Below are 14,861 nucleotides of genomic sequence, written 5' to 3' on the forward strand. Positions count from 1 at the left end.
GTGGGTCAATCGCCGTTTGCCGTGCGTGGCAGGCTGCCGGAGTCCTCCCGCACGTCGACCGCGAGGGTCTTCACCAGTTCGACGATGCGCTTTCGGGTGGCGCGATCGCGAATCGACGAGAAGGCAGTGTTGAGCGCCATGCCCTCGGAGGTGGACACGAAATCGGTGACCGCGGTTGCCGGAAGCCCCTCGCCGGACTGGTTCTCGTCGCCTTCGAGACCCTCGAAGAAATAGCTGACGTTCACCATGAGGACGCGGGAAATCTCGTACAAGCGGCTGGCGCCGATCCGATTTGTGCCCTTTTCGTATTTCTGGACCTGCTGGAAGGTGACTCCCAGTTCGGCACCAAGGCGCTCCTGGCTCATTCCGACCATGAGACGGCGGAACCTCAGCCTGCTGCCCACGTGAATATCGATGAGATTGGCTGTAGATAGCATAATGAACGCACCTTCGCTTCTGACCGCCCGGGCGCAACTCTCCGGGTCAGCAAATTTCTGATAATATGAAAAATTGGTAACAGAACCTTACTGATATATGGGGAAAAATAGACGCTCCCCTGCATTCGTCAACTTATTGTGCAAATTATTGCTCAAATTTCCGACATAAAAACACTGCCGTCAAGCCGAGAAGTGCAATCAGGCCAATCCACGGGCCGTCTCCGGATCGCGAATACAAGGTCGGCGCGAGCGCGGAAGGAAGATTGGCGTCGACATATCCTTGCTGAAGAAGCGGCTGCTGCGCAACGATTCTTCCCATCGGGTCGATCATCGCGGAAATTCCGGTGTTCGCGGCGCGCGCGAAGGGCAGGCCCTGCTCGATGGCGCGCATCCGCGCCTGGGCGAAATGCTGGTAGGGGCCGGCGCTGGAGCCGAACCAGGCGTCATTGGTGATCTGGACGATCCACTCCGGCCGGCTGCCGGCCTGCATCTCGTGCGGGAAGATCGCCTCGTAGCAGATCAGCGGCAGGAAGGCCGGCACGCCGGGCAGCGAGATCACCTCCGTCCCGGGGCCGGGCGTGAAACTGGCGCCGACGAAAGTGCCCAGGCCGAGCTGCTCGGCCAGTTCATGCAGCGGCACGTATTCGCCGAACGGCACCAGGTGATGCTTGTCGTAGCTGGCGAGCACCGAACCGTCGGCGGCGAGGGCGAAGAGCGAATTGTTCCACAGGTCGCGCCCCCGGGGGCCTTCCTCCACCTTGCGCGCCCCCACGATCACCGGCGCGCCCCGCGCGGAACTGGTGATGGCGATCCGGGCGCGGGGGTCCTGCCCGAGCAGCCAGGGCACGGCGGTTTCCGGCCAGACCACCAGGTCCGGGGTGCGCGCGCCCGGTGCGTGGCTGAGGCTGCGCAGCCGTTCGAAGAATTGCGGGATCCGGTCTCCCTGCCACTTCTCGTCCTGCGGCACGTTGGGCTGCACGAGGCGCACGGTGAAGGGCGTGGCACGCGCCGGCGCCGGGGTGTCGAGCCGGTTCACGCCCCAGGCCCAGCCGGTGGCGAAGAGCGCGGCGGCGAGGGCGGGCAGGACACTGCGCCAGGGGCCGCGGGCCTGCAGCGCGGCAAGGGGCGCCGCGCTGACCAGAAGGCCCAGAAAGCTCAGCATGTGCGGCCCGAAAAGCGCCCCGGTCTGGGCCAGCGGCGTCTCCACCCAGGCGTATCCGGGCAGCGCCCAGGGGAAGCCGGTGAGCACGTGCGAGCGGGCGTATTCGGAGAGGGTCCAGAGCGCGATCACGGCCGGAACGCGCCAGGGGCCGGCGAGCCGCAGCCGCGCGGCCAGCCAGAACGGCAGCGCCCAGAACAGCGCCAGCCCGGCGGCCAGCCCGAGGATGGCGAAGGGGGCCATCCAGGCGTAGCGCTCGGCATCGACGAGGAAGGCCTCCGCGATCCAGTAGAGCCCGGTGGCGAAGAAGCCGGTTCCCGCGGCCCAGGCCGTCCAGCCCGCCTGCACCGGGCGGTGCACCGCGCCGGTGAGCAGCAGCAGCAGCGGCACGGCGAGGAAGCAGAAGGCCCAGAGCGAAACCGGCGGCTGTGCCAGCGTGAGCAGCACGCCCGAAAGCCCCGCCAGGCCGAGCCGGGACCAGCGGCCCAGCCCGGCCGGCCAGGCGGCCAGCCGCCCGGCAGTCTCGGGAAACGCGGCCACGCCTATTCCGCGGCCCGGGGCAGTGCCGTGTCGTTGCGCAGCCGCACCCGCAGCCGCTTGATGTGGCGGGCGTCGGCGTCGATCACCTCGAACTCGTGGCCGGCGGGGTGGGTGATGACCTCCCCGCGTTCCGGCACCCGGCCGCAGAGCATGAAGACGAGGCCGCCCATCGTGTCGATGTCCTCACCCGTCTCCTCGTCCAGCAGGGGCTGGCCGATCACCGCCTCGAACTCCGACAACTCGGCGCGGCCGAGCACGATGTACACGCCGGGGCTCTCCAGCCGCCAGGGCACCGGGTCCTCCACGTCATGCTCGTCCTCGATCTCGCCGACGATCTGCTCCACCAGGTCCTCGAAGGTGATGAGCCCGTCCACGCCGCCGTACTCGTCGATCACCAGCGCCATGTGGCACCGCTCGCGCTGCATCTTCTGCAGCAGCACGAACAGCGGCATCGAGGCCGGGATGTAGAGCATCGGCCGCAGCAGCTCGCGGATGTCGAACTCCGGCTTGCCGGCGCCGAAGCCGCATTTCAGCGCCAGGTCCTTGAGGTGCAGGAAGCCCAGCGGGTCATCCAGCATCTCGTGATAGACGGGCAGGCGGGTCATCGCGGTTTCGCGGAACACCTCGATCAGCGCCTCGGGGGCGATGTCGTCGGGCACGGAGATGATGTCGGCCCGCGGGATCGCGATGTCGTGCACGCGCTTGTCGCGCATCTCCCGGAGGTTGACGATCATGTCGCGGGAGCCGGCGGCGTCAGACCTGCCGGCGGGGGTGTCCTCGTCCTCGTCCTCCATCTCCTCGCGGCGCCCGAAGATGCGCGCAAGGAGGGACGGACTGTGACCGTCTTCGGACGGGGCGTGTCCGTTCTGAGGTCTCTCGCCACCTTCTTCGGGATGCGAAGGCGTCTGCGAAGGCGCTCCGGCGTCGTTTCCGGTCATGGCTCCTGCCTGGTCAGAGACGCCTCTTCGGCGTCGGGAAGCGTATATGGGTCGGGAAGCCCCATGCTGACAAGGGTCTCGCTCTCGATCCCCTCCATCAGCGCGGCATCCGCGTCGGTCTCGTGATCATACCCCAGCAGGTGAAGCGTGGCATGCAGGATCAGGTGCAGGATATGATCTTCCGCACGCTTTTCCTGCTCCATGGCCTCGCGCAGCGCGGTCTCGTAGGAAATCGCGATGTCGCCGAGGATGTCCGGCCCCTCGCCGGCGGGTTCCGGCGGCAGCCAGGGCACCGCGCCGGGCGAATCGGGCGCCAGCTCATGCGTCGGCCAGGACAGCACGTTGGTCGGGCTCTCCTTGCCGCGGAACTCGGCATTGAGCTCGGTGATCCGCTCGTCGCCGCAGGCCAGCAGGCTGATCTCGTAGCCCTCCGGCGAGAGGCCGACAGCCTCCAGCGCGGCGCGGGCGGCGCGCTCGGCAAGTCCCGCCAGCGGCGGGGTGAAGCTCACCCAGCGATCGTCCTCGACCACCAGTTCGACAAGGTCAGGCATCCTTCGACCGTTCATGGTCGCGCTCGTAGGCGTCGATGATCCGGGCCACCAGCGGATGGCGCACCACGTCGGCGGAGCGGAACTTGGTGAAGGCCACGCCATCCACCCCGACCAGCACCCTCTCGGCCTCCACCAGCCCGGATTTCACCCCGCGCGGCAGGTCGATCTGGGTGGTGTCGCCGGTGATCGCCATGCGCGAGCCCTCGCCCAGCCGGGTGAGGAACATCTTCATCTGCATCTCGGTGGCGTTCTGCGCCTCGTCCAGCACCACGAAGGCGTTCGACAGGGTGCGGCCGCGCATGAAGGCGAGCGGCGCGATCTCGATGGTCTTTTCCTCGAGCATCTTCTGCACCTGCTTGGAGGGCAGGAAATCGTTCAGCGCGTCGTAGAGCGGCTGCATGTAGGGGTCCACCTTCTCCTTCATGTCGCCGGGCAGGAAGCCCAGGCGCTCCCCGGCCTCCACGGCCGGGCGGGAGAGGATGATCTTGTCGATGCCGCCCTCGAGATACATCGCCACGGCCGCGGCCACGGCGAGATAGGTCTTGCCCGTGCCCGCAGGCCCCAGGCCGAACACCAGCTCATGCGCGAAGAGCTGGCGCACGTAGTCCTTCTGCGCCGGGGTGCGCGGCTCCACCACCTTGCGGCGGGTGCGGATCTCGACGGCCCCGCCGGCGAACATCTCCATCTGGCCGTCCGGGCGCTGCCGGGGGGCGGCCTGAGGCATGCGCATGGCGGCGTCGATGTCACCCGGCTCCACCGGGCGGCCCTGTTCCAGTCGCGCATAGAGGCCGCGCAACAGCTGGTCGCCCCGCTTTCGATCGGCCTCCTCGCCGAGAAGCAGCAGCACGTTGCCGCGCCGCACGATCGAGATGCGCAGAAGCTGTTCGACGCGCGCAAGGTTGCGGTCGAACTCTCCGCACAGGTCGATGAGCAGCCGGTTGTCAGGGAATTCGACGAGCGTCTGGAGCTGCTCGTCCGCCGTCGGGGGGGTCAGGGCGTGTGTCGCCAAAGGGTCTCCGTCGGGATCCGTGTTTCAATATCACCGATGGTGTCAAAGCCACCGCCGGGGCGCAAGGAAAATAACGCGACCCCGCCCCCTATGGGGGCGCGGCGCCAGCGGCGGGCCGAAGCGGATATTTCTGCGCGCCGGGTGCATCCGATCGGCCCCTGCGCTGCGTATGGGAAGCACAAGACACTCAACAGGGAGTTGCCCATGACCCGCAGATTTACCGCTGTCGCACTGCTCGGAGCCCTCTCGCTCACCGCCGCGTGCTCCGACGACAGGATGATGTCCTCCTCTTCCGACATGATGTCGGAGAAGACCGTGATGGTCGGCGGCGCGCCGATGTATCCTTCGAAGACCATCGTGGAAAATGCGGTCAACTCGGCCGATCACACCACGCTCGTCGCCGCGGTGAAGGCCGCGGGGCTGGTCGACACGCTGAACGGGCCCGGGCCCTTCACCGTGTTCGCCCCCACCAACGCGGCCTTCGGGAAGCTGCCGGCCGGCACGGTCGACACGCTGCTGAAGCCCGAGAACAAGCCGATGCTGACCCATGTCCTCACCTATCACGTGGTGGCGGGCCGGATGTCGGAAGCCGAGCTGAAGGCCGCGATCGTCGCCCAGGGCGGCACCGCGACCCTCACCACCGTCGCGGGAGACCCGCTCACCGCGAAGATCGCCCCGGACAATACCGTCCACGTGTTCGACGAGCAGGGCAACATGGCCATCGTCACCACGCCGGACGTGTTCCAGTCGAACGGCGTCATCCACGTCGTCGACACCGTTCTGCTGCCGAAGTAAGTCACCCCCCCCCTCGCTTCGGTGGCAGTGGGGGTCCGCCTCGGGCAGGGCGGACCCCACCCTGGCGCAGCCGCATCCCCCGGCGGCTGCGCGAAGCGCCTTCAGCGCCGCTGCGTGTCCGGCACCGGAAACAGGGCGTCGTAGGCCCAGTTGAAGGCGAAGGCGAAGACCATGTAGAAGGCGGCGAAGGCGATATCCATCGTCAGCGCCTCCAGCAGCGAAATGCCGAGCTGCCACGCGATATAGGGCATCAGCACCGCCAGCAGCCCGATCTCGAACACCACCGCATGAACCAGCCTCAGCCACACCGGCTTGCGCAGCGCGCCGGTGAGCCGGCGCAGCGCGTGGTCGAAGCCGAGGTTGAACAGGTAGTTCCACGCCGTCGCCAGCGCGGCGCTCACCACGGCGATGAGGCCGATCTCGTGCAGCGGCCGCTCGAACGCCAGCGCCCCCAGCGGGGTGACGAGCGCAAGCCCGAGCAGTTCGAAGCTGATGGCATGGCGGAGGCGGTCGGACGTGCTGCGCATGGAAAGCCCTTCTGGTCATCGGGCCGTCCCGAACATCTGTCCCTGCAGGGGGAGGTCGTCCTCGCTTCGACGCGAAACATGGGCACCCCGGCGCGGATGTCAAGCGCGGGCGGGGGGGCGGCCCGCCGAAAAGCCCGGCACCGCGGCCGCCGGGAAGAACGTGCCCCCCGGCAACGCACGGTCTCCCGGGGAGGGCCGCCAAGGCCCGGGCCGCAAACCGTCCCGTGCCCGCCGGGCCGCTGGACAGAGGATGGCGGCCCCGGCCGGGCCCGCTCAGGCCGGAGGCCGGTTCACACCAGCCGGCCGGCCAGCGAATTCGGCGCGGCCTTCAGGATCTCGGCGGTGACGATCTCGCCGGTGAGCGCCTCCGGCGCTTCCAGGAATACCGACTGCAGGTAGGGCGAGCGCCCCACAAGCTGTCCCGGCTCGCGCCCCGGCTTCTCCAGCAGAACCGGCAGCCGCCGGCCCACCATGGAGGCCTGGAACTCCGCCTGATGCTCCGAGAGCAGCGCCTGCAGGCGGGCGAGACGGTCCGCGGCCTCCGCCTCCGGCACCAGGGTGCGGCCCGCGGCCGGCGTGCCCGGGCGCGCGGAGTAGCGGAAGGAATAGGCCTGCGCGTAGCGCACCTCGCGGCACAGCGCGAGCGTGTCCTGGAAATCCGCCTCGGTCTCGCCGGGGAAGCCGACGATGAAGTCCCCGGACATGGCGATGTCGGGGCGGGCGGCGCGGATGCGCTCGATCAGCCGCAGGTAACTTTCCGCGGTGTGCTTGCGGTTCATCGCCTTCAGCACCTTGTCCGAGCCGGCCTGCACGGGCAGGTGCAGGTAGGGCATGAGCTTCTCCACCTCGCCATGGGCGGCGATGAGGTCGTCGTCCATGTCGTTGGGGTGGGAGGTGGTGAAGCGGATGCGGTCCAGCCCGTCGATCTCCGCCAGCGCGCGGATCAGCCGGGCGAGCGTCCAGGGGCCGCCCTCCGCCGCGCCGTGATAGGCGTTCACGTTCTGGCCGAGCAGGGTGATCTCGCGCACGCCGCGCTCCACCAGATCGCGGGCCTCCGCGAGGATGCGCTCCGCCGGGCGCGAGACCTCGGCGCCGCGGGTGTAGGGCACCACGCAGAAGGCGCAGAACTTGTCGCAGCCCTCCTGCACGGTGAGGAAGGCGGCCGGCGCCCGCCGGGCCTTCGGGCCGCGCGGCAGGTGCTCGAACTTGTCTTCCTCGGGGAACTCGGTGTCGAGCGCCTTCTCCCCGGCGTCCACCCGGCGGGCCATGGCCGGCAGGCGGTGATAGGCCTGCGGGCCCACCACGAGGTCGACCAGCGGCTGGCGGCGCATGATCTCCTCGCCCTCGGCCTGGGCCACGCAGCCGGCAACGCCGATCTTCAGCCCGGGCTTCGCGGTCTTGAGGGGGCGCAGGCGACCGAGTTCCGAATAGACCTTCTCGGCAGCCTTCTCGCGGATGTGGCAGGTGTTGAGCAGGATCATGTCGGCGTCTTCCGCCCGGTCCGTGCTTTCATACCCGTCGGCACCCATGGCCGCTGCCATGCGCTCGCTGTCGTAGACATTCATCTGACAGCCGTAGGTCTTCACGAAAAGTTTCTTCGGAGCGGTCAAGCCGATCACCTCCCTGAAACGAAACCAGCGCGCATTCCCCCGGAAGGGGAAGGCACGCCGGTGTCTAACCGTTTCGGCCCGCGCCCGCAACGCCGGGCCGCGCGGTTCACTTCTTGGGCTTGCGGCCCAGGCCGATTTCGCGGGCCAGCGCCTGGCGCTTCGCGGCATAGGACGGGGCAACCATCGGGTAATCCGGCTTCAGGCCCCACTTGGCGCGGTACTCTTCCGGCGTCAGGTTGTAGGCCGTGGCGAGGTGGCGCTTGAGCATCTTCAGCTTCTTGCCGTCCTCGAGGCAGACAATGTAGTCCTCGGTGATGGACTTCTTGATCGGAACGGCAGGCACGAGCTCTTCCACCGGCGCTTCACTCACCGTGGCAAGCGCGGAGAGCTTGGTGTAGACGGTCTGAATGAGGTCCGGCAGGTCGCCCTGGGCCACGCTGTTGTTCGCGACATGCGAGGAGACGATCTCGGTCGTCAGGGCGAGAAGTTCACCCTTCTCGACTTGCTGTTCAGCGGACATGAGAGTCCTTTCTTGGTAAACGGTGAATGGCGGCATGCGCCGTTTTTACGCTAGATGGAAATTGGCCCGCCTATACAACGCGCCAATACAGATTTTATTTTCGCCCCGGGGGAATAACAAGATGTGAAGGTGAAAAATTTTCGAATTTCCACGCTGGGATCACGACTTGTCTGTTCCAATTATAATATTGGTCTGATTCGGTTATATCACAGGTTGTAAACGAACTTGTGATGTGTATTTAGGAGCGTCTCTGTAGCGAGGGGCAACGCATGACCACCGAAGATCAGGCAGTTTCTGCCTGTGCGCATCAAAGACTTCCATGGCTGAATATCCGCTCTGTTGGGAGTGTCAAGTCATGAATGCGTCAGAACACCGGATGAATCTTGGTGCCGGGGTCGCATCCGTGACTGTGGCAGGTGTTCTTGTCGTCCTCAAATTCCTTGCGCTCACAGCCACCGGCTCACTCTCGATCGCTGCGAGCCTCACCGATTCTGCGCTCGATCTCTTGGTCTCCTCCACCGGCCTGCTGGCGATCACCTATGCCGCGCGGCCGCCGGACCGCGACCATGCTTTCGGGCATTCCTCGGCGGAGGACCTCATGGCGCTGGCGCAGGCGCTGCTGGTCGGCGGGTCGGGGGTGTTCATCGGCTGGAGCGCGGTGGAGCGGCTGCGTGGCCCCGCACAGGAGCTCACCAGCGAGACGGCCGGCATCGCGGTGATGCTGGTCTCCATCGTGCTGACCGTGGCGCTGATCTGGTGGCAGCGGCGGGTGGCGCGGCGCACCGGTTCGAAAGTCGTTTCGGCCGATTCGTTACATTACGTCGGCGACCTGGTGCCCAACATCGGTGCGCTGGTTGCGCTTCTGGCCTCCCGGCACCTGGGAATGGGGCGGGTCGATTCCATCGTCGCGCTCGGCGCGGCGGCAATTCTGCTGCTCGGGGCGGTGCGGATCGGCCGGGCGGCCTGGGATGCGCTGATGGACCGGGGCGCGGATCCGCAACTGGTGCACCGGGTGCGCGGCATCGTGGAGAACTGGCCCGGCGTGCATGGCCACCACGATCTCAAGACCCGGATGGCCGGCACCAGGGTGTTCATCCAGGTGCATATCGAGCTCGACGGCCGCCAGTCTCTCGCGCAAGCGCATGACATCGGCGCGGCACTGCGCCGCTCGATCATCCGGGCGGTTCCGAACGCGGAGGTGATCATCCACAAGGATGTCGCCGGCCGCGGGCCTCACTGAGCCCGGGCCGGCGGAGCGTTCAGGCGGCGGTGTCGAGCCCACGGCCCCTGAGCAGGGCGCTCACGTCGGGCAGGCGGCCACGGAAGGCGGTGTAGAGTTCGGCCGCATCGGCCGAGCCGCCGGCCGAATAGATGTGACGCAGAAGTTTCGAAGCCGTTTCACCGTCGAAGACATCACCGGCCTCGCGGAAGGCCTCGAAGGCGTCCGCGTCCATCACCTCGGACCACATGTAGCTGTAGTATCCGGAAGAATAGCCGTCCCCGGCGAAGACATGGGTGAAGTGCGGCGTGGCGTGGCGCATGGTGATCGCCGCCGGCATGCCGAGCCGGGCCAGGGTCTCCGCCTGGGCGGCCATCGGGTCGGCCGGGGCGGGGCCGGCGTGGAAGTCGAGGTCCACCAGCGCCGAGGCCACGTATTCCACCGTGGAGAAGCCCTGGTCGAAATTCTCCGCCGCGATCAACCGGTCCAGCAGGGCCTTCGGCATCGGCTGGCCGGTTTTCGCGTGCAGGGCGTATTTCGACAGGACTTCGGGGGTGGAAAGCCAGTGCTCGTAGAGCTGGCTGGGCAGTTCCACGAAGTCGCGCGCTACGGAGGTGCCGGAGATGAAGGCGTAGGTGACGTCGGACATCAGCGCGTGCAGGGCATGGCCGAATTCGTGGAACAGGGTGCGGGCGTCGTCGAAGGTGAGCAGGCTGGGCTGACCGGCCGGCGCCTTGGCGAAGTTGCACACGTTGACGACGATCGGGCGCTGGTCTCCGTCAAGCTTGCTCTGGTTGCGGAAGGACGAGCACCAGGCGCCGGAGCGCTTCGCGCCGCGGGCGAAGTAATCCCCGATGAACACGCCCATGTGGCGGCCGGATTTCGTGACCTCCCAGGCCCGGCAGTCCGGGTGGTAGAGGGGCACGTCCAGCGGGCGCACCTCTATGCCGAACAGCCGGTGCGCGCAGTCGAAGGCCGCGGCGATGATGTTGTCGAGCTGCAGGTAGGGCTTGAGTTCGGTCTCGTCGAGATCGTGCTCGGCGTGGCGCAGCCGTTCGGTGTAGAAGCGCCAGTCCCAGGCCGCGAGCGGGGCATTCCCGCCGTCCGCGTGCATCAGGGCTTCCAGGCGGGCGGCATCTGCCTCCGCGCGGGCGCGCGCCGGCTCCCACACCGCCATCAGCAGGTCGCGCACCCGTTCCGGCGTGCCGGCCATCTCCCGGTCCAGCTTGAAGGCGGCGAAACTGGGGTAGCCGAGCAGGCGGGCGCGCTCCTCCCGCAGGTGAAGCATCTCGGTGACGATGGCGCGGGTGTCATGCGCGTTGCCGTTCTGGCCGCGCGCGGTCCAGGCGCGGAAGGCGGTCTCGCGCAGGTCGCGGCGGGTGGAGAATTGCAGGAAGGGCACGATGAGCGAGCGCGACAGGGTGATGACATGGCCCGTCTGGCCCCGTTCGCGCGCCGCTTCGGCGGCGGCGGAGACCAGGAAGTCCGGCAGGCCGTCGAGGTCCTCCTCTCCCAGGGCCAGCTGCCAGGACTTCTCCTCGGCCAGCACGTTCTGGGAGAATTGCGTGCCGAGCACGGCGAGGCGCTGCATGATGGCGGAGAGCCGGGCGCGGTCCTCCCCTTCCAGCCGGGCGCCGGAGCGCACGAACATGGTGTGGTAGAGCTCCAGCACCCGCGCCTGCTCGGCGGTCAGGGTGCTGGTGTCGGTCATCAGCGCCTCGATGCGGGCGAAGAGCGCGCGGTTCATCATGGTTTCGGAGAAGAACGCCGAGAGCCGCGGGGACAGATCACGCTGCAGGGCCTCGCGCGCGTCGTTCGTGTCCGCCCCGGCGAGGTTCCAGAACACGCCGCCCACTCGGTCCAGCGCGGTGTCGGACCGCTCCATCGCCTCGATGGTGTTCGCGAAGCTCGGCGGTTCCGGATTCCCGGCGATGGTGTCGATGTTGGCGCGGGTCTCCGCCAGGGCCGCGTCATAGGCAGACGCGAAATGCGCATCCTCGATCTCGGCGAAGGGGGGCAGGCCGAACGGGCCGGTGAAGGCGCCGAGCAGGGGGTTTGCGGTCATCGGGAGCTCCGGTTCCAGTGTCCTCCGTGATATAGCCCTCGCCCCGCCACGAACCAAGGCCGGCGGCGGGGACGGGCGGTCAGTTCTCCAGCACGAACCGGCGGTAAAGGGGTTGCACGGGCCGGGCATTCATCGGGAACATCGCGGTGAACGCGTCAATATCGCGCTGATTCACGAAAATCGGCTGCTTCAGCACTGTCCAGAGCACGGTTTCCGAACAGGGCGGCGTGGTGAGCGACCCCTGATAGCGGATGACGCGGGAGACGTCGCTCACCAGTTCGCGCGGCTCGATCTGCCCGGCCGGGCTTTCCGCGCCCTCCTGTTTCGGGGCGAGGAACATCAGGGTGCGGAACAGGCTGTTGTTGCCGCCGGCCTGCAGCATGACCCCGATGACGGCGAGGCGGCCATCCGCATCGGCATGCACGAAATGCACCTCCATCGGGAAATGCGCCCCGCCCACGGTGTGTTCGGAAGGGGCGTGGAAGTGGAACTGCTTGAGATCGTAGCGTTCGCCATCGATCATGGCATAGCCGGCAGTCTCCGCATTCGCCTGGATGGTGTGGCCGTTGTTGACCACCGTCCACTCCGCCTGGGCCCAGTGCAGCTCGACCTTGCTGAGCAGGGCGGCGGTGGCCTTGCCGAGGTCGATCGGGCTCTGCTGGCGGCCGGCGCCGCAGGCCTCCCAGTCGGCGCTCAGGTCGCTCCAGTGGGCGGGGCCGCCGTGGCCCGTGTAATCCCAGTGCACCTGGCCGGCTGCCCGGGGTGCGTGTGGCAGCGTGCAGGCTAGGACAGCAGCAACGCAAAACGTTGCGAAACGGGGCGACGGCATCCTGGTTCCTCCACAAACGATGGCTCGGCGGAAGAGTGCGCGCCGCGGGTTAAGGTTTCCTTCCCTTCGCGGGTCGGTTTTGCGCGGTTTTGCGTCGTCAGCATCGTGTTGCGGTGCCACGGCTTCGGGCAATGTCCGGCCAGACATCCCGTCATTGCGGAGACAGCCTGATGAAGACCCATGCGAGAGCCGTTGTCGTGGGAGGTGGCGCGGTCGGCGCGTCCATCGCCTATCACCTAGCGAAGGCCGGCTGGGAGACGGTTCTGCTCGAACGCGACGAGCTGACTTCCGGCTCCACCTGGCATGCCGCGGGCCTGCTGCCGCTGTTCAACATGAGCTATGCGACCAGCCACATCCATGACTACAGCGTGAAGTTCTACAAGACGCTGGAGGCCGAGACCGGGCTCAACGCCGGCTTCTCCGTGGTCGGCAACCTGCGCATGGCGCAGACCAGCGCGCGCATGGACGAGTACATGCTCTACGCCTCCAACGCCGAGGCGGTGGGCATCCCGCACGAGTTCCTGACGCCCGCGCAGATCAAGGAGCGCTGGCCGCTGGTGCGCACGGAGGACCTGAAGGGCGCGCTCTTCCACCCCACCGACGGCTACATCAACCCCGCCGACGTGACCCAGGCCATGGCCAAGGGCGCGCGCCAGCGTGGCGTGGAGATCTACCGCCGGGTGCAGGTGGACGGGTTCGAGCGCCGTGGGGACGACTGGGTGGTGAAGGGCCGGAAGATGGTGGAGAAGGGCGGCTACCTGCTGCCCTCCGAGGAGACCTTCGAGATCACCTGCGAGCATGTGGTCACCGCCACGGGCAACCACGCGCAGCGCACGGCGGCGATGATCGGCTGCTTCATCCCGGCGATTCCTGTCGAGCACCAGTTCATCGTGACGGAGCCGGACCCGGCGCTGCTGGAGTACCGCAAGACCCATGGCGAGCACCCGGTGCTGCGCGACGCGGACGCGAAATGGTACGTGCGCGAGGAGCGCGGCGGCTGGATCCTCGGCCCCTATGAGCGCAACGCGCCCGCCTGCTTCAAGTTCGGCGTGCCCGACAGTTTCCGCGCCGACCTCTTCCCCCTCGACCTTGAGCGCATCGAGGAAGAGTACATGAGCATGATCCACCGCATCCCCTCTTCGGAGACAGTGGGGCTGAAGGACGATTTCAACGGCCCGATCTGCTACACGCCGGACGGAAACCCGCTGGTGGGCCCGGCGCCGGGGGTGGAGAACTTCTGGTTCGCCGAGGGCTTCTCCTTCGGCATCACTGCGGCGGGCGGCACCGGCCATTACCTCGCCCAGCTGATGACCGAGGGCGAGGCGGAGATCGACATGTGGTCGCTCGACCCGCGCCGCTACGGCAAATGGGTGAACCGCGAGTATGCCACGAGGAAGAACGAGGAGTGCTACGAGCACGTCTTCGTGCTGCACCACCCGGACGAGGAGCGCGAGGCGGCCCGCCCGCTGCGCACCGCGCCCTGCTACGAGCGGCTGAAGGCCGAGGGCGCGCAGTTCGGCCAGGTGAACGGCTGGGAGCGGCCGAACTACTACGCGCCGCCGGGCTTCGACGACCACGCCTCCCGCTCCTTCCGCCGCGGCGGCTGGTGGGAATACGCGGTGAAGGAGGCGCGGGCGGTGCGCGAGGGCGTGGGGCTCTATGACGCCACCGCCTTCACCAAGCACATGGTGAAGGGGCCGGGGGCCACCGCCTTCCTCGACTGGCTGACCTGCAACAAGCTGCCGAAGGAAGGGCGCATCAACCTCACCTATGCGCTCACCGATGCCGGCACCGTGCGCTCGGAGTTCACCATCGTGCGGCTGGGGGCGGACGAGTATTACATCGTCTCCGCCGGCGCGGCGCAGGCCTATGACGGGGATTACCTCGTGAAGGAGGCCGCGAGGAAGCGCGCGGAATTCGGCTGGATCGAGGTGCAGGACGTGAGCACCCAGTGGGGTGTCTTCGCCGTGGCCGGCCCGCGCTCACGCGAGCTGCTGGAGCCGCTGGTGGTGGACGCGGATCCGAAGACGGCGCTGTCGAACAAGCGCTTCCCCTGGCTGTCGATGCGCAGGCTCGACCTCGGGATGGTGCCCTGCATGGCGATTCGCGTGGCCTACACGGGCGAGCTGGGCTGGGAGATCCACCACCCGATCGAGATGCAGAATCACCTCTATGACCTCCTGAAGGCGCAGGGCGACAAGGTGGGGATGACCCTGTTCGGCGCCCGGGCGCAGAACTGGCTGCGCCAGGAGAAGAGCTACCGCGCCTTCGGCTCGGACCTCGGCCGCGACGCGAGCCCGCTGGAGGCGGGGCTGGACCGGTTCGTCGACCTCACCAAGTCGTTCCGCGGCAAGGCGGCGATGGAGGCGCTCGGCGTCCGCGCGAAATGCGTGACCCTGCTCATCGACGGGCCGGTCGACACCGACCCCTGGGGCAAGGAGGCGCTCTATTTCGGGGACGAGGTGATCGGGCGCCTCACCTCGGGCGGCTGGTCCGTGGCCTTCGGCAAGCAGGTGGGCATGGGCTATGTGCGCCCCGATCTCGCCACGCCGGGCACGACGCTGCAGGTGCGGATGAATCGCGAGTTGTGGACGGCAGTGGTGGCGGAGGATTCGCCCTACGACCCGCAGAACCTCACCATCCGTAAGGATGTGTGAGGCCC

The 14,861-nt window shown here is 67.6% G+C and carries 13 protein-coding genes; 3 read left to right on the forward strand and 10 right to left on the reverse strand.

Annotation, left to right across the window (positions count from 1 at the left end; translation table 11 throughout):
- Positions 1–5: 5 nt before the first annotated feature.
- From FDP22_RS07165 to FDP22_RS07185, 5 genes are all read right to left on the reverse strand, one after another.
- Positions 6–374, reverse strand: coding sequence for a helix-turn-helix domain-containing protein (locus FDP22_RS07165; protein WP_239031890.1), 369 nt, complete (start codon positions 372–374; stop codon positions 6–8).
- Positions 375–582: 208 nt separating this feature from the next.
- A complete protein-coding gene (gene lnt / locus FDP22_RS07170; RefSeq protein WP_239031891.1) occupies positions 583–2,136 on the reverse strand; it encodes an apolipoprotein N-acyltransferase in 1,554 nt (517 codons plus the stop codon).
- A gap of 2 nt (positions 2,137–2,138) precedes the next feature.
- Positions 2,139–2,930: a hemolysin family protein gene (locus FDP22_RS07175; protein WP_239031892.1), complete on the reverse strand. Its 792-nt coding sequence runs from the start codon at positions 2,928–2,930 to the stop codon at positions 2,139–2,141.
- 140 nt (positions 2,931–3,070) lie between these two features.
- The gene (ybeY, locus tag FDP22_RS07180; protein WP_138572359.1) at positions 3,071–3,625 is read right to left on the reverse strand and encodes an rRNA maturation RNase YbeY; all 555 of its coding nucleotides are present in this window, start codon (positions 3,623–3,625) and stop codon (positions 3,071–3,073) included.
- The gene (locus tag FDP22_RS07185; protein WP_138572358.1) at positions 3,618–4,634 is read right to left on the reverse strand and encodes a PhoH family protein; all 1,017 of its coding nucleotides are present in this window, start codon (positions 4,632–4,634) and stop codon (positions 3,618–3,620) included. The genes ybeY and FDP22_RS07185 overlap by 8 nt, the downstream gene beginning before the upstream one ends.
- Before the next feature lie 204 nt (positions 4,635–4,838).
- Between FDP22_RS07185 and FDP22_RS07190 the strand changes: the two genes are divergently transcribed.
- The gene (locus FDP22_RS07190) at positions 4,839–5,429 is read left to right on the forward strand and encodes a fasciclin domain-containing protein (protein WP_138572357.1); all 591 of its coding nucleotides are present in this window, start codon (positions 4,839–4,841) and stop codon (positions 5,427–5,429) included.
- 101 nt (positions 5,430–5,530) lie between these two features.
- Here FDP22_RS07190 and FDP22_RS07195 read toward each other — a convergent pair whose 3' ends face one another.
- The 3 genes from FDP22_RS07195 to FDP22_RS07205 form a co-directional block, all read right to left on the reverse strand.
- Positions 5,531–5,956, reverse strand: coding sequence for a PACE efflux transporter (locus FDP22_RS07195; RefSeq protein ID WP_138572356.1), 426 nt, complete (start codon positions 5,954–5,956; stop codon positions 5,531–5,533).
- Positions 5,957–6,246: 290 nt separating this feature from the next.
- Positions 6,247–7,566: a tRNA (N6-isopentenyl adenosine(37)-C2)-methylthiotransferase MiaB gene (miaB, locus tag FDP22_RS07200; protein ID WP_138572355.1), complete on the reverse strand. Its 1,320-nt coding sequence runs from the start codon at positions 7,564–7,566 to the stop codon at positions 6,247–6,249.
- A gap of 106 nt (positions 7,567–7,672) precedes the next feature.
- On the reverse strand, positions 7,673–8,086 hold the full coding sequence (locus tag FDP22_RS07205) for a Ros/MucR family transcriptional regulator (RefSeq protein ID WP_138572354.1): 414 nt from the start codon (positions 8,084–8,086) through the stop codon (positions 7,673–7,675).
- A 403-nt stretch (positions 8,087–8,489) separates the two neighbouring features.
- Between FDP22_RS07205 and FDP22_RS07210 the strand changes: the two genes are divergently transcribed.
- The gene (locus FDP22_RS07210) at positions 8,490–9,326 is read left to right on the forward strand and encodes a cation diffusion facilitator family transporter (protein WP_346728832.1); all 837 of its coding nucleotides are present in this window, start codon (positions 8,490–8,492) and stop codon (positions 9,324–9,326) included.
- Positions 9,327–9,345: 19 nt separating this feature from the next.
- Here FDP22_RS07210 and FDP22_RS07215 read toward each other — a convergent pair whose 3' ends face one another.
- Positions 9,346–11,370 (reverse strand): M3 family metallopeptidase, encoded by a 2,025-nt coding sequence (locus FDP22_RS07215; protein ID WP_138572352.1) that lies wholly within the window; start codon positions 11,368–11,370, stop codon positions 9,346–9,348.
- 79 nt (positions 11,371–11,449) lie between these two features.
- A complete protein-coding gene (locus FDP22_RS07220) occupies positions 11,450–12,115 on the reverse strand; it encodes a carbonic anhydrase (protein WP_170317620.1) in 666 nt (221 codons plus the stop codon).
- A 254-nt stretch (positions 12,116–12,369) separates the two neighbouring features.
- Between FDP22_RS07220 and FDP22_RS07225 the strand changes: the two genes are divergently transcribed.
- Positions 12,370–14,856: a GcvT family protein gene (locus tag FDP22_RS07225; RefSeq protein WP_138572350.1), complete on the forward strand. Its 2,487-nt coding sequence runs from the start codon at positions 12,370–12,372 to the stop codon at positions 14,854–14,856.
- Positions 14,857–14,861 lie beyond the last annotated feature (5 nt).

This window comes from Paroceanicella profunda (assembly GCF_005887635.2).
Taxonomy (GTDB): Bacteria; Pseudomonadota; Alphaproteobacteria; order Rhodobacterales; family Rhodobacteraceae; genus Paroceanicella; species Paroceanicella profunda.